We start from the raw sequence: 16,358 nt of genomic DNA on the forward strand, positions 1-16,358 counted from the left end.
ATTTTTGACAGCCGATCCGGAATTTTTATTTTTCCAGTTTCTGCTGTCAAAATTCCGGAAATTCGCGGCGGGCTACACTGACAGCGCGCACGTCCGAACGCCAGGGCCGCATGATCGACAAGGACGAGGCCGGCTCGATGGAGAAGAAGAAGCGCGAGGGCTATTTCTGATGGAAACCGCAAACGTCTCAGCGGACAACATTGTTGCCTATCTGAATGCGCAGGAACACAAGTCGATGCTGCGCTTCCTGACTTGTGGCTCCGTGGATGACGGCAAGTCGACCCTCATCGGCCGCCTTCTCTACGACACGAAGCTGATCTTCGAGGACCAACTCGTTGCGCTCGAGAGCGACAGCCGGAAACACGGCACCGCCGGTGAGCTCATCGATTTCGCGCTTCTGGTCGATGGGCTGGAAGCCGAACGCGAACAAGGCATCACCATCGACGTGGCCTATCGCTTCTTCGCGACGGAGAAGCGCAAGTTCATCGTGGCCGACACGCCCGGCCACGAAGAATACACCCGCAACATGGCGACCGGCGCGTCCACGGCCGACCTCGCCATCGTGCTCGTCGACAGCCGGCAGGGCGTGCTGCGCCAGACGCGGCGCCATTCCTTCATCGCCTCCCTGCTCGGTATTCGGCACGTCGTGCTGGCGGTCAACAAAATCGACCTGGTGGAATACGACCAGACGGTATTCGACCGCATCGTCGCCGACTACATGGCCTTTGCCAAGGATCTCGGCTTCGAAACGGTTGCGCCCATCCCCATGTCGGCGCGCTTCGGCGACAACATCACGGCCCGGTCGCAGAACATGCCCTGGTATGCGGGGCCGGCGCTGCTGGAACACCTTGAAACCGTGCCGATCGACAGCGACGGGCTTGAAAAGCCGTTCCGCTTCCCCGTGCAGTATGTCAACCGGCCGAACCTGAATTTCCGCGGCTTTGCGGGTCAGGTGGCATCCGGCCGGATTGCCGTCGGCGACGAGGTCATGGTCGCCAAGTCCAGGCAATCGTCACGGGTGAAGGAAATCGTGACCCGCGACGGCAACCTTGATCAGGCCGTCGAGGGACAGCCGGTCACGATCGTCCTGGAAGACCAGATCGAGGTCTCGCGCGGAAATATCCTCGTCAAGCCGGAAGACGGTCCCCATGTGGCCGATCAACTGCAGGCGCATGTCATCTGGTTCGACGCCGACCCGATGATTCCGGGACGCAGCTACATCCTGCGCACCGAGACCGACAGCGTGAACTGCACGGTGACGACGCTGAAACACGAGATCGACGTGAACACCTTCGCCCGGGAATCCGTGAAATCGCTTCCGATGAACGGGGTGGGTGTCTGTAACCTTTCCCTCCAGGCTCCCATCGCTTTCGACACCTACCGTCAGAACCGGACCACGGGCAATTTCGTCATCATCGACCGCTATTCGAACGCGACGCTCGGAGCAGGCATGATCGATTTCCCGCTGCGCCGCGCCGAGAACGTGCACTGGCAGGCAATGGAGGTCAACAAGACGGCGCGCGCCGCACTGAAGCACCAGAAACCCGCCGTCCTCTGGTTTACCGGCCTCTCTGGCTCCGGCAAGTCGACGATCGCCAACAACCTGGAGAAACTGCTTCACGCCAATGGCAAGCACACCTACATGCTGGACGGCGACAACGTCCGGCTCGGGCTCAACCGGGATCTGGGCTTCACGCCGGAAGATCGCGTCGAGAACATTCGCCGCGTGGCGGAGGTGGCCAAGCTGATGGCAGATGCGGGCTTGATCGTGCTGGTCTCGTTCATCTCCCCGTTCCGCTCCGAGCGCCGGCTGGCGCGCGACATGATGGACGAGGGGGAATTCATCGAGATCTTCGTCGACACGCCCATCGAAGAATGCGCCAAGCGTGACCCGAAGGGGCTCTATCTCAAGGCCAAGGCGGGTCAGATCGCCAATTTTACCGGCATCAGTTCTCCCTATGAACGGCCCGAGGACCCGGATATCCACCTGCGCACGGTCGGCCACGACCCGCAGGAACTCGCCGTGCGGATCGCCGACTTCCTCCAGAAACGCGACGAGGGCTGAATTCCCGGTATGCGTGCGTTGGATGCAAGCCGCATCGACGCACGAGCCCATCCGCCATGAGTTCCTGGATGCTCTCCGACCCTTGACACGCCGTCCGAACTCGCCGATGACTGCGCGGTGCCATTCGCGGGTATGATGTAATGGTAGCCTGTCAGCTTCCCAAGCTGAACGCGCGGGTTCGATTCCCGCTACCCGCTCCAGCCTCATTTCTCAGGGCGTTGAGGGCTTTTTCAACCGGTCGTAAAATGCCCGGTTTTACAGCGAGTTTTACAGGTTGAGTTCGTGCTTTGATCCAGAGCGGTAGATGTGCATCGAGTTGCTGGGCCTTGAATGGTTCATTGGAGCGCCTATCTGTTGGCCAAAATGTCACATCCGCTTGTAGTAACTTTGGTGGATTGATATCTGAGTTGACATGTGCAACTCTTTTGGAAAAGAAGTCGCTGCATACTCGAATTACCCACGAATTTAACGCGGTGTTAACACGTTGGTAATGCGAAAAATGCCATCATTGTGGTGTGTTTGCCCGACAAGTATGGAACGCAACGCCGTTGGATCGCGTTTCCGCTCATATCTGCACCACGTTTCCGACGGGGGAGAAAGTATGTCAAGGATACCTCAGCCAGCTAATTACGGCTACGGGCACGATCGGCCGTGGAAACCAGTCGTGAATCCCTCAGACTACAGCGACGAAGTCACAGAAGAAGATATCGTAGCGCTCAAGAAGCTCGTGCAAGACGAGTGGTGCGAGGAAGACGCGCTGCTGGTAGATGGCCCCGCTTGGTGACAAGCCTTGGCGCTAGAATTCTATGCAGTTGCCACCTTGCCAAGCGCACTAGATATCGTTTGGTGTAGATTTCCAACAAATGAGATGCCCAATAAGCCCGGACCAAAATCAAGGCCCGGGCTTGTTCGTGCTGTGCAACTTCAGAAATCCCAGACGCAAGTCTGGGTGGAGATCGCATATGGCACGACAAAATATTCGCCATTCGACCGGCCGCTCGACCTGCATATCCAGAATTCATCAGAAATCGATAAATGTGGCCTCCTCCGCGCAACGTGCTTCATCTTGGATCGGGTAGTTTGGCTTCCATGGTCGCCGTTGTTTTTTGTTGTTCGTGAAGATGATGGGGTAGGGCCTATCGTTGGCTCCCTTTCCGATTCTGTGCGAATGCAGTTGGAGGCAGTTAAGGTCGCGCGGCGTAAAAACGGAGTTTGAAGGCTGATATTTCCGGCGCCGGCTTGGCGTTGACGCCGTCAGTCTCTGCGATGTCGTGCTTCATCTAGCTGCCGGATGACAGCATCGGTCGCTGCTGTGCGGCTCACATAGCGGCGAATAATCTTCGCGACGCTCTCTTCTTCCCATCCCAAAATCTCACCGATCACGCGCTCGGAAAGACCTGCCGTGTAGAACTTCGTTGCCGCCGTGCCGCGGAGGTCGTGGAAGTGCAGGTTGCGCTCGTCGAGACCGGCTTCGGTCTTGGCGTCGTTGAAGGACGATGAGAAGCCGTTAACCGTCCAGGGGCGCTTGCGGGTGTTCGTCAGGATCGTGACGGCTCGCTTCGGAATGCGGGTAAGCAGCTCCTGGAGGTCGGCGTAGAGTGGGATCACTGCTTCTCGTTTGTGGCCGCTCTTGCCGGTGGCGATGATGATCGCCTTGTCACGGACGTGCGTCCAGCTCAACCGGAACAGATCACCGGCACGCAGGCCGGTGTGCGCTGCCAGCTGGATCGCGAAGCCGACTTCCTCGGAGCTGACGGCAAGGATGGCGTCGATGTCTTCCTTCTCCCAGATGATCGCCGCGCGATCGTTGGTGTAGAGCTGCTTGATGCCCTCGCACGGGTTCGACGTGATCTTCGCCAACGGGTCGACCGCATAGGAGAGGATACGCGACAGCACCTGCATGCCGTAGTCTGCCGAGCGGGGCGTCGCCGCGTACTTTGCCCGCCATTTGCGGATGAGGGGGCGGATGCGCTCGGGACGATCGAACTGGGCAATACTGAGGTCGCCGAAGTGCTCGCTGATCCGGTCCAACCAAGGCGACCAATTCTTCTTCGTGCTGGCCGCCAGTTTCTCGTAGTCAGGACTCGCCCTGTAGAGGGTGACGAGCGCGCGGAACTTGCCGGCGTCGGGGATGCGGCGGTTCTCGATCGCCTCGTTGTAGGATGGCAGGAATTCGGGATCGCCTGGTGCACCCTTCAGCCGCGGGCCGCCGCGCCAAGCGTAATAATAGGTCTTGCCCTTGGCCTTGACCTTGTGAATGCCCTTCAGATCAACTGTAACCATGTTTCGCCTCGAACGCTGCCAGCTCCCGATCAAGATCGGATTCCGCGCTCGCGTCAACAGCGGGTTGCGAATGGTCGGGTGACACGCGGATAATCATGCCGTTGATTTCGAGCTCGACGCGAACGCCGTCGCGCTTGGCGACGGCCGCCAGCCGGCGCAGGTCGGACTGCCTAACGATCGCGGATGCGCTCATCGGCCGTTCCTCCAGTTGTCAAATTCCCCCCGCAACGACTTCCAGCGCTGGCGGGCGTCCTCGTCCGTGTTGACTTCGGCCATCGACTGGATGGCGAGGATGCTGCGGACGCGGGTCTTGACCCGCTCGGTGTCGGCGATGTCCGCGCCGTGCCGCTCCTGCAGGAAGCGAAGGAACGCCCGGTCGTTGGCGCACTTCATCGCGCATTCGGCGGCGTGGTCTTTCTGCTTCGGCGGCTTCGGCTGCAGCTCGCGGATGACGCGGAAGGCCTCGTCCAGGAGCGTCAGAAGTGCTGCGATGTAGACCGGAGCAGACTGCATCAGGCGCCGATCGTCATAGCTGCAGTCGGGCAGGAGGACCGCGATCGGCTCGACCTCGCCGGTGCGGCGATCGCGGGTGCAGATTTCTGGTCGGCCATTCGCGACGTCATAGCTCTCGCACCATTCGCCGCTGGCAAGTCCGCTCAGTTCGCGGATCTCCGGGAGCATGGCTTTTGCTTTGGCGAGGTCCATCACTGCGCCTCGACGCTCGGATGGAGGATGGCGAGACCAGCTGCAGTCGGCTTGTAGCCGGCACCGTAGGTTTCGCCATCCTCCGTGAAAGAGGATCGCACAAACTCGACTAGGCCTTTGCGAGCCAACCCGCGAACGGCGCGCCGTACCTTTGAGGCGTCGATTTCTGCGCGTGTTGCGATCGCTCGGAAGCAGAGCACGCCGAATTCCTCGGAGGCGTCCCGCCATGCCTGCATGGCCTTAGCTTCATAACCATGGAGTTTGATGTCCTTCATCGCCGCACCTCGTCGATGTTCTTCTGAATGACGGTGAAGGTGTAGGCGACGACCCAAGGGTTGGCGTTCCAGGCGCCGGCGCCATTAATCTCGTTCCAGAGATCCCGATACTCCTCACGCGGGCTTGGGTCCCATTCGTCAGGGAAATCGGAGTTGGGGCCGAGGCATCCGGTGCAGCCCTCGGCGATCGCGTCTTCCTCGCTGATGGCCTGCAGCCGCTCAATGCGGACGTTGGTGACGATCAGGGTGAGGCGAGATGCGCAGCGTGGCATGTGCATCGATGCGCGTAGCCGGCCGGGAGGGCTCTGCTGCCACAGATCGACGGAATGGCCGTCGCACTTTCTGTCGGCCTCATAGAAGGCCGGGCAGGATGCCGCCCCGTACTCGGCTTCGAACTCCGCACAGATTTCGGCGGGAGACTGACCGTCAAAGTGCTCCTGAGATCGCCAAGCTTCGCGAACCCAAAGTCGGTCACCCGTCGCGAACTTAGGGCGCAGCCAGTAGTGATGACCATCAGCGTCAATCGGCCAACGACGCAATGCACGCGGTGGCGTCTGCTCTTCCTCGCTCCAAGCCCACAGTCCGGAGGGCACCCACTGATGCATAATGTTCAGCGTCGACGGCTGCTGGCAGAAGGTTGCCCAATCTGGCGGCTGCGGATTGAGCGCGCGTCGCGTCTGCGTTTTACGGCCATCCAGCAATGCGCGCACCATCGGTGCGGAGAAGAGGATAGGGCGGTCCGTCACAGCAGCGATCCTCTCAGCTGGGCGGGCTTGCAGCTGGCGCAGAAGTGCAGCCACTTCGGGCCGCGTTTTGAGACGAGCCAGCCGGCGGCCTTCGCGTCGGCGATCATCGCGTCGAAGTCGTCGACGCCGTAGGTGTTCGGGTAGGAGGCGGGGCAGGCGTCGCAGACGACCTGGCGGTCGCGGCCGAGGGCTTCGATCGTCATGGCTCACCAGCCTCGTCTGCTTCGGCGGCCAGGACGCTCTTGATCGTGTTGTTGTAGGCGGTCAGGAGGTGCTCACGCATTTCGCGCCGAACCTTGCCGAGGCCTTCCTTCTGGAAGCCCTGAAGGTTCATCATCGCCAGAGCGATGCCAGTGCTGCGCCAGAGATGGACGAGGTTTGTCACCGGCGGCGTCTCGAACTTGTCTTCGCTGCGATTGAGGCCTTCGATCATTGCAACGCTGACCAGCCGAAACAGGAAGATCGACAGCCTTTCTTCGATCGGCAGGTGCTGCTGATCGCCGGCATACTCGACGAGTTCCTTGAACTGGGCGTAGCCATCGGCGAATTCGCCGTCCAGGAGGTCTGAGAGATTAACCGGCTTGCTCATCGGCGCACCTGCGGGAAGCCGTTGTGCTCGATGCCATCCAGTAGCCGGCCGGCTTCCTTCTTGGTGGCGGCAATCATGTAGCGGCCGTTGCAGTCCGATGTCGGCTTGTGGTTGCCCCACTGCTTGAACAGGAAGGGCACGTCGGCTGCGGCGCACTGGTCTCGCAGGCTCTCCGCCCATTCCGGCTGCATCGGCCGGGCGCCGGCGCCGCTCTCGCCACCGACGACAACCCAGTCGAGTTTTGGAAGGTGCCGATCGCACTCCTGATCGCCGCTGGCGGTGCAGCCATGGGCGCAGTATTGCGCGCAGGTGGGCAGGAAGTCGCGAAGTCTGAGTGCCCCAAGCAGTGGCTCGGCCGAGATCCAGCGGAGCGCGGCGGGCGTATCGAGCAGGACGGGGATGCGCTCGTCGGCGCGCCTCTGGTCCTCGACTGACACGCCGAGCCAGACGTTCGTCAGCGGCCAACTGCTGAAGGCAGCTATCGCGCGGGAGCGGCGCTTGCCGTTAGGCGCTTCTTTCTTCCAGCCCGGCAGATAGGCGTTCATGACGCCCGCCGTCACTTCCCATGCTAGATGGTTGCGCACGTCCGGCAGGCCGTTGCCTGCCGGTCTGGTGAGATATTCCCGCATCCGCTCCGGGCGCTTGGTCAACACCTGGAAGGTGTGCTGCGGGCAGAGCGCCATGACGGCGAAGACCTGGTCGATCCACGCGTCGGGCACGCCCTCGGCGAACAGATCGCCATGGGCGCAGACGAAGATCATGCGCGGGCGGCTCCAGCGCAGCGGCTGGTCGAGCCATTCGCTGTTCAGCCGCACCTCGCCGGTCCAGACCGGACCGGCCTTGCTGTCCTTCGTCAGGCCGACGCGGCTCGGATGATGCTTCAGCCGCGTTCCGGCGAGCTTCATGGCGTAGCAGTTGGTGCAGCCGGCGGAGACGACGGAACAGCCGGTGATCGGGTTCCAGGTGGCGTCGGTCCATTCGATCTTGGTGCCGTCAGCCATAGGTGTCGCCTCCATTCGGTACGTTGGCGGCGCGGGGCCATATCGTCACCGTCTCCCCATGCTCAAGCGCTTCTCGGACAAGCCAGATGATCTCTTCGTCCGCCTCAAATGGCGCGTGAGTGCGGCACAGATGGCCGTCAGCGTCGCGGGTTTCCGCCTGCCATTCGGCCTTACGAACTTGCTCGCTTGTTTGGAGAGTTATGGGGTTCGGGTTTTTCACTTACCGTCCTCCCGCATATCCTTCGCTGTGCTGGCGGGCTTCCGGGCCATGAGGTTTTCGCGGATGACGCTCATAGCCCCATCTCCGTCGAGATGAGCGCGGCTGCACCAAGTGAAACGACACCAAGGAAGAAAAAGAGCGAGGTGACTTCGCCATTGCCCATGGTGTGGTAGCCGCTGGACAGAAACCCGCCGGCCAAAAGGGTAAGTGCATATGACGGCTTCATTCTGCTCCTCCTTTTGTCTTGAGGTCGGAAGCGAGTTCGGGATTTGCTCTCAGAATCTTGATCTTCTTCACGAAGCTGCCGGGGCGGCGCTTTCGGGCTTCGGCCTCGGCCTGGGTGCTCGAGGCGGCGACGATGTCGAGGCTCTCCTCGTCCTCGTAGAAATGGACGCGGAAGGTGGGGAGGGTGTCAGACATGGCGATGCCTCTCTTCCAGGGCGCGGGCGTGCATGGTCACGTAAGGAAGCCGGATCGGCTTGATCGCCACGCCGCCGCTCTTGGTGACGAACGGCTGGTAGACGGTGAGCCTGCGGGACGACGCGGTGTCGTCGGCGGTGGCGGGGCGGGGGCGCCCCTCGGCCCGCCAGCGGCGGATGCGCTTGGAAACGAAGTTGTGCAGGCGCGTCCTGTCGGCGCCGAGGTCTTCGGCGATATCCGCGACGGTCTTGCCGGCGAGAATGCGGTTGCGGATTTCCGGCTCGAAGGCCGCGGGGACGTAGGCGGTTCCAGAGTCGCCGAACGGAATGGTGGGGTTCATGCGTGCATCTCCGCCGGAAGCAGGATCGGGTGCAGCACACCCATGCCGATCGCGGGGTCGTCGACGCGGCGGGCGAAGTAATTGGCGGCGGCTTCGGCAATCGCCAGCTCGGCCAGGTCCTCGATGCGGCGGTCGAGCTCGTCGGCTGCCTGGCGCAGCCGCGCCTCGGTGGCGGCATCGAGCGTGATGGTGATGTGGCTCATGTCAACTCCAGCAGAACGGAGAGGAGGATGGAGCCTGCGGCGATCGCCGGCACCAGCCAGTACATGACCAGGGTGCAGATACGGTCGGCGCGGGCGCGGGCGGCGCGCAGCCGGTCGATGTTCGACCAGTCGGCGTCGATCTGTTCGATCGGATAGCGGGGGAAGCGAGGGTGCCGCATCGGAACCCTCATGAAAAAACGAAGAGGAGGGCAGCGGCGAAGAAGGCGCACCCCGCGATGCCGAGGAGGCCGATGATCCGCCACTTGCGCTTGTCGGCGCGAAGGCGGGCGAGATCACCGGCGGTGCTGCGGGGGCATTCCGCATGGTCGCGGGGCGGCTGGAGCATGGCGGCCTCCGGTCAGGCGGCGCGGGAAAAGAGGTTTGCGGCCTCGGCCATGGCGGCCTCGCCCAGCGTCTCGATCTCGGCGGCGCTGTAGCCGCGGCGGATCAGATCCCGGGCGATCGCGCCTTCGCCGATATCGACGAGATCGCGCGCCATCGCGGAGGTGCGGGCTTTCTGTTTGGGGGTGCGGGTGTCTTGCATCGTCGTTCTCCGGTTTGGGGATGAGGCCGGGAAGGTGGGCCGCCGCCTGGGAGGAGGATCGACGGCGGCCCTTCGCGGCCGGAACGATGCGAATATATACGCATACGAATAATACACAACAACAAAAATACGTGTGTGTATAATTGCCAGCCGCGTGAATGCTGTCGGCGGGGCCGGCGTTCGTCAGCGATGGGTGGCGAAGATATGGCCGCTACGGCGGTATTTTAGGTGTCTGCTGTCCCGAGCAGGCGAACGGGTCGTAAGGGCGAGGTCGTCGCCCTGGAGCAGGCAGGTGACGAGCGCCGCGGATCAAGGTTGCCTTGCAACGTCAAGGCCGACAGGGCGAAAAGCCATTCTTGATGATGCCGACCTCAGTCGGAGATGACCAGCTCGATTCGGCAGGCCGCGCCCGCGGCGTCGGCTTGGAAGCTGATCGTTTTTGAGATCACTTCTTGACCCGGCGGGACTGCGTTCACAGCGCCACCGGTCGCATCAAATGGCGAGCCCGCAGAATCAAGAAGTGTGCAACCGTAGTTAGCATTGAAAGGTTTGCTGGAGCGGTTTGCAATCGCGACAACGACCTGTCGGTAGGAGCCGTCTTTCTCAATGCGTAGCGTCTTTATGACGGCGTCCTCGTTTGGTGAATAATCTGATGGAAAAAACTCGCCGGCCACTGCGTTTGAGCATAGAATCGCTGCAATTCCAGAGATCGTGAACCTGAGCATATTTCCTCCCTTGGTATGAAGCGCCGCGGACCAATGTCAGTATCGCCGCCATTCCTCGCGTGGGATACGGAATCGATAGGGCGCCGCCCACTCAACAACGACATCTTCAATGTCTGCCGCGTTAGAACTGGTGAGGGTGAATAGTCCCGGCGACGTGCCTCGTTTGATTTTTTTAATATACATGCGACCGTCGCCCAGGCGAACAACACACATCCGACCTATTAGGTCTGCAGGAGGACGACCCTCCTTGTGGTACCCGATCAAATCGCCGTCTTCAAAGATTGGCATTTGCGATTCGCCGCGAACGATCACTGCCCCAGTCCCGTCGGGAATGGGGAAATCGACTTCCACGGTGTCGAAGCCGTTATGTTCAACGTCGTTGAAGGGCAGAACTTCCGCCCCGGCGCCTACATATCCGAATATTGCCACGGTCTGCGTCCAGCCAGTTTCCCAGCCGGTCTCGGAGAGGTCGAACTCAAATTTGTGCTCATCGGCGAACGCCTTAAGCTTGGCGATCTGCTCGAATTCCGGCTTTGAGCCGGCTTCCCATCGAGACACAGTTGGTTGCGTCGTGCCGAGGGCCTCGGCGAACGCTTGTTGATTCATGCCTGCGAGCGTGCGCAGGCGGCGGATCGCAACCTTCAACTCCATACGCCAGCGCATATCAAGGGGTCCCTTAAAAGCAAAATACACGAACGCATATCCTCTTGCATCACTTCATGCGTATGCGTATAAATACGCCATGAGCATTATCGCCTTCATCCGAAAGACGGTCTTCCGCGTGAAACAGGACGAGTTCGCCAGCATTGCCGGCGTGACTCAGCCGACTGTCTCGCGCTGGGAGCGCGACGGCGGGGAGAGCATCACGCTGGAGCAGATGCAGCGCATCCGCGATGCGGCCGTCAATCGCGGTATTGCCTGGGATGATGGTTGGTTTTTCCATGTTCCGGAGGCCGCCGAATGAGCGCTGTCCTCTCGCACGTCCTATTTCTGCAAGGCGTCGTTCCCCTCCGGAGCGTCCCTCCCGGTCGCCTTGCCACCTGGGGCCGGAGCCGGCGGGCAATGCCTGCCGCTCCGGCCCGTTCTTTCCTTTCTCCGATCCGCGCGCAAATCCGCGCCGCGCGGTGCCCCGCGCCCGGCGGACGGCGGACCTCAATGTCCGCCGGGCGTCCCCGTTTTCGTTTTCGACTGGCATGCGGGCCTCCGTGAGTTTTTGTCCCGCCCGTAAGTGTCGCGCTCTGCGTTCACTGGCGGGTCCCTGGATGCCCTGAGTTTTCACAGTTTTGGACCCTTCCCGCCACGGGAAACCCCGACCGGATTTCCCGGCGCGGGAAAGGCTTTTTCTTGTCCGGAGGACAGCATGAGCGATGCAACGATGTACCGCCTGAAAGCAGCGCAACGCGACCTGGTGGAAGCGTGCGGCGGCGTGATGCGCGCGGCGGAGAAATGCGGATATTCGAAATCGAATGTCGGGCGCTGGTTCGATCCGAACGATCCGACCCTGATGCCCCTGCCGGCGGTCATCACGCTGGAGGCTGAGTGTCAGCGCCCGTTTGTCACTGCCGTGATGGCGGAAGCGAACGGCCGGCGTCTGGCCGATCCGCACCAGGAGCGCGCTGCCGACGTCTCGGTGCTGACCAGCCACGCCGAGGTGATGCGGCAGGCCTCCGAACTGATGAACGCCATGGCGCTCGCGATGGAAGACGGGCGGATCACGCCGGCAGAGGCGACGACCGTCGACCGGATCGCCTCGGCGCTGGATACGGCCTCGGCCAACCTGCGCAGCTCGCTCGCCACGGTGAAGGCGCGACAGGGCGCGGCGGCGCGCCTGCACGTGGTTGGCGGGGAGGGCGAGTGATGCGCTCGCTCGACGCTCTCAGTCTACCCGATATCGCCCCGGCGCCGGTTCCGGACTGGATGCCGGAGATCCGTCTTGTCGACCCGAAAACCCTCGTGGTCGACGAAAGCTACCAGCGCGCCTTGTCCGAGCGCTCGGTGCGGCTGATCCGCAAGATCGTCTCCCAGTGGGACTGGACCGCATTCAAGCCGCCGGTTGTCGTCGAGGTGGATGGCAGCCTCGAAGTGATCGACGGCCAGCACACGGCGATCGGCGCCGTCACCCATGGCGGCATTGTGCAGATCCCGGTGCTGGTCGTGCGGGCGTCGGAGCGCAAGAGCCGGGCCGGCGCCTTCGTGCGCCATAACCGTGACCGCATCCAGGTAACGCCGACGCAGCTGCACACCGCGCTGGTAGAGGCCGGCGACGAGGACGCGATGACGGTCGCGCAGGTCTGCCAGCGGGCCGGGGTGACGATCCTGAAAAACCCGCCGCCGATGGCACGTTTCAAGCCGGGCGAAACCATAGCTGTCTCGACGATCGGCGCGCTGGTCAATCGTCGCCACGCGGCAGGGGCCCGCAAGGTTCTCGAAATTTGCGTGCAGGGGGGGGCATGCCCCATTTCGGCCGACCTGATCAAGGCCGTCGAGCATCTGCTCCATGCCGCCGAATACAAAGGCGAGCTGCCGCCGGAGCGCATCGCGCTGCTGATCTCATCCCGCCTGTCCACCCTCGAAGGCGAGGCAAAGCGCTTCGCCGCGGAGCGGAAGTTGCCGCTGTGGCGGGCGCTTGCCTCGGTGCTCTTCATCAACCGCAGAAAGGCGCGCCATGACTGATCCAGCATTGGAACGCCTGCGAGACGAAGTGGATATGCTGCGGGAACGCGTCCGGCAGCTGGAAGCCGTTCTTGTGCCGGACGGAATGCAGATCCCGATCGAATGGAAGCTGACGGCCTCCGAGGCGCGGGTTTTCTCGCATATCGCTTCCCGAGACATGGCAACCAAGGATTCCATCCTGCTCGCCATGTACTCCGATCGCAACGATCTGCCGCCGGAGCCGAAGATCGTCGATGTCTTCGTCTGCAAGATCCGCAGCAAGCTGAAGCCCTTCGGCGTCGTCATTGAAACTGTATGGGGGCAGGGATACCGCCTGCTTGACCGCTCCCGCTTTTGCGAGAGGGCGGCAGCATGACCGGTCCCTTGCAGAAAATCCCCTATGCCGGCAAGGCGCCGCCGGTTGCTGCCACTCCACCGGGACCGATCGGGCTGCGCGGCGTGGCGCTGCTGCGCCGTGTCCGTGACGCGGCCGGCCCGTATCGCTGCGAGCGCAATGCCGATCACGCCGTCGCCTGGCGCTGCATCGAGGCCGGCATGGTTCGGCTCGACCGCCGCGATGACGACGTGCTGCACCTGACCGAAAAGGGCCGCGCCTATCTCGACCGGCTGATGAGGGCGACGTGATGGCGGCTTTGCAACAGATTAAACCTGGTTCCGATGTCAGCGCCTTACCTTCGATGATTGCCGCTGCGTCTGCTCGGTTGGCAAGAGCGAAGGAGCCCGCCGAAATCCTGATCGCGAGGGAAGCTGCTGGCGTTGTGTTCGATGCGGCGCGCCGAGCGGCGCGACTGGCGCGGGCAACGAAGTCCCATCACGAAATCGTGGACCTTGCGCGGCGAGCGCAGATTGACGCTCTTGAGATCGAGGCGATGGCAGATGCGCGCCTGGCTGATGAGGTTGACCAGGCGCAACAGGATGGCGGGTTCTGCCGCGGTCGTCCATCTGGTGATTCCCGCACGCTGGCTGACTTTGGACTTAGCCGAAAACAAGTCTTTGTGGCGCGCTCGATGCGCGCGTTGATCTCGAAACATCCAAAGGCGTTGAGAGCGGCACTGGAGGACCTGCTCCAGAGCGGCGCGGAGCCGACGCGCGCATATCTCCGTAGCGCGCTCAAAGGGCTTTCGCCCCGAAGCAACCGTAATGCGGCTCGTGGCGACCAGCCGTTTCGACTGCTGTCTGGCCGGGACGTGCGGGAGCTTAGCTTTGTTGAGATCGCTCAGCTGCGTCGCCGGGCTGAAGTCGAAACGGCGTTTCTGGCGCTTATCGAGGGCTATGCAGCAAACGTCGAGCCAGGCGAGCGGATCGGCGCTGTGATCGCCGACGATCGGCTGGCTGCAATGCTGGAATCCGTCTCACGATGTGATGGGGAGTCGGTCTGATGGCTGTCTCCCTCGCACACCTGAGCGCGGAGCAGCGGCGCGTGCTTTTGGCGGCTGCCGCAGATGGCACCTACCGTTGTTCCGGCGAGCCCGAGCAGGCCAAGGCCCGCAAGCTGAACAGCAAGGGGCTGCTTTCGCGCGATCCGCAAGACGGTTTCCTGTGGCGGCCGACCGACGAGGGGCGGCGGGTTGCGGCGGAACTCACCGGCGAGGCGTCGATCGGTCAGGGCGCGGAAGCATTGCCCACGGTGGATGCCGCGCCATCTCTGCCGGCGGAGGCGCAGCGCTTCGACGCTTCCGATCTGGCGGCGACCGTCGACCGGGCGCGGCAGCTGCTCGACGACGGCGACGTGATGGCGGCGCGGCTTCTGGCGGCCGGCGCCTACGACCAGGCCAAGGCTGCCGGCAACTTCGCCGCGCGCTATGGCGCGGCGCAGCGGCTGGTCGCCAAGGCGCGGCAGCTGCAGGGCGATGCGCTGCTGATCGAGACGCGGGCGAAGATCCGGATCGCGGACGAATGGGATGCGGCTCAAGCCGACGGCCGGGCGCTAAAGGGGCGTCCGAAAAGTATTTCCGGCGAAAATACTTTCAAGCAGCGCGAGGCAGGCCTTACCGCCCAAGATATCCACGACGCGCGCAAGCTGGCGCGGGCGGAGCAAAAGTCCCCGGGCATCGTCGAGCGCGCGATCGAGGCGCGGCTGAATGCCGGCCTGGAGCCGTCCCGCGCCTCGGTGCGGCATGCCATCGGCACGAAAACCGCGACGAAGGAAGAAAAGGGCGACCAGCTCTACGAGACGCCGATCGAGGCGGTGCGCACGCTGCTGGCGCTCGAAAGCTTTTCGGCGACCGTGAAGGAGCCGGCAGTCGGCAAGGGGGCGATCCTGCGCCCGCTGGAGGATGCCGGCTATGAGGTGATGATCGCCGATCTCGTCGATCGCGGCATTGCCACGCGACATGGCGAACTGCAGCAGGTCGGCGATTTCCTTCTGTCGGTGGCGGGCGGCTCGGCGGGCGTCGATATCGTCACCAACCCGCCCTATGCGGAACTTGCCAACGCATTTCCGGCGCATGCCCTGCGCGAGCACAAGCCGCGCAAGATGGCGCTGCTGCTGAACTGGAATTTCGCCGCCGGGTTCGACGATCCGAACCGCGTGTTCGTGATGGACGAGAACCCGCCGTCGCGGATCTACCTCTTCACCCGCCGCCTACCGATGATGCACCGCGAGGGCTGGGACGGGCCGAAGGCGTCGAGCCAGATGAATACCGCGTGGTTCGTCTGGGAGCGGAACGACGACGGCAGCTATGGCGACAGCTATCCGCGCCTGATCCGCGTCGACTGGAAGGATTTCGAGACCGCGCCGGCGCTGGCACCCGGCGCCGGCGGCAATGTCGCGCCGATGGGTTTTCGCAGCGCCCCGGAAGAGGACGAGTTTGCCCGCAGCACGCCGCGCAAGACGCTCGAGGAGCGCGTCGACGAGGCGCGGGCGCCGGGGCTGATCTGGATCGCCGAGCAGGACGGCTTCGATGCCGTGTCGCTGCGGCGGGGCATCGGCGTGCGGCCCTCGGTGGCCGAGGCGCTGATCGGCGAATTTTCAAGCCGCGGGCTGATCGTGCCCGCCGACGACAATCAATGGAGGATCACAGCTCAGGCGCTCGTGGCGGTGACGCTCACGGCGGCCGAGATTGTGATGGAAAGCGAGGCGGCATGACGATGCTCCGGAAGGGGCCATCCCCCAGACTCGACGCGAGGCAGGCGGAAATCTGCCTCGGGCTTTGGTCGACCAAGCAATACGACACGTTCGATATCGCCCGAATGCTCAAGGTCGGCGAGGACGCGGTTGCGAGGACCGTACAGGCATCGCGCGACGTCACGCGGCAGATGTATGCGGAGATGACAGCATGACGGAACTTCTCCCCATCATCGAGGAGCTTGCCAACGCCAGGTCCGACGCCGAGCGGGCGCGCTGGCTGCTGCGCTGCCCGCCGGGCTATCTCGGCAAGTACGAGATGACGATCCGCAATCGCCTGCGCGCCGCCGGCTTCCTGGCTGGCGTCGCGTATCTCGAAACCGAGCGCCTCGTCATCTGGATGCCGCGCAAGGGTGACGGCAGCCCCAGCGACAATGCGCTGGAACTGCTGCAGGGCGCCCGCGCCGAGATGATGGCGATCGCGGCGGGGGAGGGCTGAGGC

28 protein-coding genes, 1 tRNA gene and 1 pseudogene are annotated in these 16,358 nt (G+C 63.0%); 12 read left to right on the plus strand and 18 right to left on the minus strand.

Annotated features, from left to right (window positions below):
• Window positions 1-77: 77 nt before the first annotated feature.
• The 3 genes and pseudogenes from JNC62_RS10235 to JNC62_RS10245 form a co-directional block, all read left to right on the plus strand.
• A pseudogene (locus JNC62_RS10235) lies at window positions 78-170 on the plus strand (sulfate adenylyltransferase subunit CysD); the annotation flags it as partial.
• Window positions 170-2,065 (plus strand): bifunctional sulfate adenylyltransferase/adenylyl-sulfate kinase NodQ, encoded by a 1,896-nt coding sequence (nodQ, locus tag JNC62_RS10240; protein WP_374838398.1) that lies wholly within the window; start codon window positions 170-172, stop codon window positions 2,063-2,065. The pseudogene JNC62_RS10235 and the gene nodQ, both read left to right, overlap by 1 nt.
• A gap of 126 nt (window positions 2,066-2,191) precedes the next feature.
• Window positions 2,192-2,265 (plus strand) — tRNA-Gly (locus JNC62_RS10245).
• A gap of 1,054 nt (window positions 2,266-3,319) precedes the next feature.
• Here JNC62_RS10245 and JNC62_RS10250 read toward each other — a convergent pair.
• The 18 genes from JNC62_RS10250 to JNC62_RS10335 all read right to left on the minus strand — a co-directional run bounded on the left by JNC62_RS10250 (window position 3,320) and on the right by JNC62_RS10335 (window position 10,809).
• Window positions 3,320-4,348, minus strand: coding sequence for a tyrosine-type recombinase/integrase (locus tag JNC62_RS10250; RefSeq protein ID WP_374838400.1), 1,029 nt, complete (start codon window positions 4,346-4,348; stop codon window positions 3,320-3,322).
• The gene (locus JNC62_RS10255; protein ID WP_374838402.1) at window positions 4,335-4,541 is read right to left on the minus strand and encodes a hypothetical protein; all 207 of its coding nucleotides are present in this window, start codon (window positions 4,539-4,541) and stop codon (window positions 4,335-4,337) included. Before JNC62_RS10255 ends, JNC62_RS10250 begins: the two co-directional genes overlap by 14 nt.
• Complete coding sequence (locus tag JNC62_RS10260) at window positions 4,538-5,053, minus strand: hypothetical protein (protein ID WP_374838404.1); 516 nt, start codon at window positions 5,051-5,053, stop codon at window positions 4,538-4,540. The genes JNC62_RS10255 and JNC62_RS10260 overlap by 4 nt, the downstream gene beginning before the upstream one ends.
• Window positions 5,053-5,328 (minus strand): hypothetical protein, encoded by a 276-nt coding sequence (locus JNC62_RS10265; RefSeq protein WP_374838406.1) that lies wholly within the window; start codon window positions 5,326-5,328, stop codon window positions 5,053-5,055. The genes JNC62_RS10260 and JNC62_RS10265 overlap by 1 nt, the downstream gene beginning before the upstream one ends.
• Complete coding sequence (locus tag JNC62_RS10270; protein WP_374838408.1) at window positions 5,325-6,074, minus strand: ASCH domain-containing protein; 750 nt, start codon at window positions 6,072-6,074, stop codon at window positions 5,325-5,327. Before JNC62_RS10270 ends, JNC62_RS10265 begins: the two co-directional genes overlap by 4 nt.
• Window positions 6,071-6,277, minus strand: a complete 207-nt coding sequence (locus JNC62_RS10275; protein WP_374838410.1) for a hypothetical protein — start codon at window positions 6,275-6,277, stop codon at window positions 6,071-6,073. Before JNC62_RS10275 ends, JNC62_RS10270 begins: the two co-directional genes overlap by 4 nt.
• Window positions 6,274-6,663: a hypothetical protein gene (locus JNC62_RS10280; RefSeq protein ID WP_374838412.1), complete on the minus strand. Its 390-nt coding sequence runs from the start codon at window positions 6,661-6,663 to the stop codon at window positions 6,274-6,276. Before JNC62_RS10280 ends, JNC62_RS10275 begins: the two co-directional genes overlap by 4 nt.
• Window positions 6,660-7,664: a phage Gp37/Gp68 family protein gene (locus JNC62_RS10285; RefSeq protein WP_374838414.1), complete on the minus strand. Its 1,005-nt coding sequence runs from the start codon at window positions 7,662-7,664 to the stop codon at window positions 6,660-6,662. Before JNC62_RS10285 ends, JNC62_RS10280 begins: the two co-directional genes overlap by 4 nt.
• Window positions 7,657-7,884: a hypothetical protein gene (locus JNC62_RS10290; protein WP_374838416.1), complete on the minus strand. Its 228-nt coding sequence runs from the start codon at window positions 7,882-7,884 to the stop codon at window positions 7,657-7,659. Before JNC62_RS10290 ends, JNC62_RS10285 begins: the two co-directional genes overlap by 8 nt.
• A gap of 70 nt (window positions 7,885-7,954) precedes the next feature.
• Window positions 7,955-8,110: a hypothetical protein gene (locus tag JNC62_RS10295; RefSeq protein WP_374838418.1), complete on the minus strand. Its 156-nt coding sequence runs from the start codon at window positions 8,108-8,110 to the stop codon at window positions 7,955-7,957.
• Window positions 8,107-8,304: a hypothetical protein gene (locus JNC62_RS10300; RefSeq protein WP_374838420.1), complete on the minus strand. Its 198-nt coding sequence runs from the start codon at window positions 8,302-8,304 to the stop codon at window positions 8,107-8,109. Before JNC62_RS10300 ends, JNC62_RS10295 begins: the two co-directional genes overlap by 4 nt.
• The gene (locus tag JNC62_RS10305) at window positions 8,297-8,644 is read right to left on the minus strand and encodes a hypothetical protein (RefSeq protein WP_374838422.1); all 348 of its coding nucleotides are present in this window, start codon (window positions 8,642-8,644) and stop codon (window positions 8,297-8,299) included. The genes JNC62_RS10300 and JNC62_RS10305 overlap by 8 nt, the downstream gene beginning before the upstream one ends.
• Entirely contained in the window at window positions 8,641-8,847 is a 207-nt protein-coding gene (locus JNC62_RS10310) for a hypothetical protein (RefSeq protein WP_374838424.1), read from the minus strand. Before JNC62_RS10310 ends, JNC62_RS10305 begins: the two co-directional genes overlap by 4 nt.
• Window positions 8,844-9,026: a hypothetical protein gene (locus JNC62_RS10315; protein WP_374838426.1), complete on the minus strand. Its 183-nt coding sequence runs from the start codon at window positions 9,024-9,026 to the stop codon at window positions 8,844-8,846. Before JNC62_RS10315 ends, JNC62_RS10310 begins: the two co-directional genes overlap by 4 nt.
• 8 nt (window positions 9,027-9,034) lie before the next feature.
• Window positions 9,035-9,193 carry a hypothetical protein gene (locus JNC62_RS10320; protein WP_374838428.1) on the minus strand — a complete coding sequence of 53 codons (159 nt, stop codon included), beginning with the start codon at window positions 9,191-9,193 and terminating at the stop codon, window positions 9,035-9,037.
• Between the two features lie 12 nt (window positions 9,194-9,205).
• Window positions 9,206-9,391, minus strand: a complete 186-nt coding sequence (locus tag JNC62_RS10325) for a hypothetical protein (RefSeq protein ID WP_374838430.1) — start codon at window positions 9,389-9,391, stop codon at window positions 9,206-9,208.
• A 371-nt stretch (window positions 9,392-9,762) separates the two neighbouring features.
• Window positions 9,763-10,116, minus strand: a complete 354-nt coding sequence (locus JNC62_RS10330; protein WP_374838432.1) for a hypothetical protein — start codon at window positions 10,114-10,116, stop codon at window positions 9,763-9,765.
• Window positions 10,117-10,152: 36 nt separating this feature from the next.
• Window positions 10,153-10,809: a helix-turn-helix domain-containing protein gene (locus JNC62_RS10335; RefSeq protein WP_374838434.1), complete on the minus strand. Its 657-nt coding sequence runs from the start codon at window positions 10,807-10,809 to the stop codon at window positions 10,153-10,155.
• A 49-nt stretch (window positions 10,810-10,858) separates the two neighbouring features.
• Here JNC62_RS10335 and JNC62_RS10340 point away from each other — a divergent pair, with 49 nt between their 5' ends.
• From JNC62_RS10340 to JNC62_RS10380, 9 genes are all read left to right on the plus strand, one after another.
• Window positions 10,859-11,080 (plus strand): helix-turn-helix domain-containing protein, encoded by a 222-nt coding sequence (locus JNC62_RS10340; RefSeq protein WP_374838435.1) that lies wholly within the window; start codon window positions 10,859-10,861, stop codon window positions 11,078-11,080.
• A 396-nt stretch (window positions 11,081-11,476) separates the two neighbouring features.
• The gene (locus JNC62_RS10345; RefSeq protein ID WP_374838437.1) at window positions 11,477-11,974 is read left to right on the plus strand and encodes a phage regulatory CII family protein; all 498 of its coding nucleotides are present in this window, start codon (window positions 11,477-11,479) and stop codon (window positions 11,972-11,974) included.
• Entirely contained in the window at window positions 11,974-12,789 is an 816-nt protein-coding gene (locus JNC62_RS10350) for a hypothetical protein (protein WP_374838439.1), read from the plus strand. Before JNC62_RS10345 ends, JNC62_RS10350 begins: the two co-directional genes overlap by 1 nt.
• A complete protein-coding gene (locus JNC62_RS10355; RefSeq protein ID WP_374838441.1) occupies window positions 12,782-13,144 on the plus strand; it encodes a helix-turn-helix domain-containing protein in 363 nt (120 codons plus the stop codon). The genes JNC62_RS10350 and JNC62_RS10355 overlap by 8 nt, the downstream gene beginning before the upstream one ends.
• Complete coding sequence (locus JNC62_RS10360) at window positions 13,141-13,413, plus strand: hypothetical protein (RefSeq protein ID WP_374838443.1); 273 nt, start codon at window positions 13,141-13,143, stop codon at window positions 13,411-13,413. The genes JNC62_RS10355 and JNC62_RS10360 overlap by 4 nt, the downstream gene beginning before the upstream one ends.
• Window positions 13,413-14,168 (plus strand): hypothetical protein, encoded by a 756-nt coding sequence (locus JNC62_RS10365; protein ID WP_374838444.1) that lies wholly within the window; start codon window positions 13,413-13,415, stop codon window positions 14,166-14,168. Before JNC62_RS10360 ends, JNC62_RS10365 begins: the two co-directional genes overlap by 1 nt.
• The gene (locus tag JNC62_RS10370) at window positions 14,168-15,877 is read left to right on the plus strand and encodes a hypothetical protein (protein ID WP_374838446.1); all 1,710 of its coding nucleotides are present in this window, start codon (window positions 14,168-14,170) and stop codon (window positions 15,875-15,877) included. Before JNC62_RS10365 ends, JNC62_RS10370 begins: the two co-directional genes overlap by 1 nt.
• Entirely contained in the window at window positions 15,874-16,071 is a 198-nt protein-coding gene (locus tag JNC62_RS10375; RefSeq protein WP_374838448.1) for a hypothetical protein, read from the plus strand. The genes JNC62_RS10370 and JNC62_RS10375 overlap by 4 nt, the downstream gene beginning before the upstream one ends.
• Window positions 16,068-16,355 carry a hypothetical protein gene (locus JNC62_RS10380; RefSeq protein ID WP_374838450.1) on the plus strand — a complete coding sequence of 96 codons (288 nt, stop codon included), beginning with the start codon at window positions 16,068-16,070 and terminating at the stop codon, window positions 16,353-16,355. Before JNC62_RS10375 ends, JNC62_RS10380 begins: the two co-directional genes overlap by 4 nt.
• Window positions 16,356-16,358: the final 3 nt, after the last annotated feature.

Source organism: Mycoplana ramosa, assembly GCF_041930185.1.
GTDB lineage: Bacteria > Pseudomonadota > Alphaproteobacteria > Rhizobiales > Rhizobiaceae > Mycoplana > Mycoplana ramosa.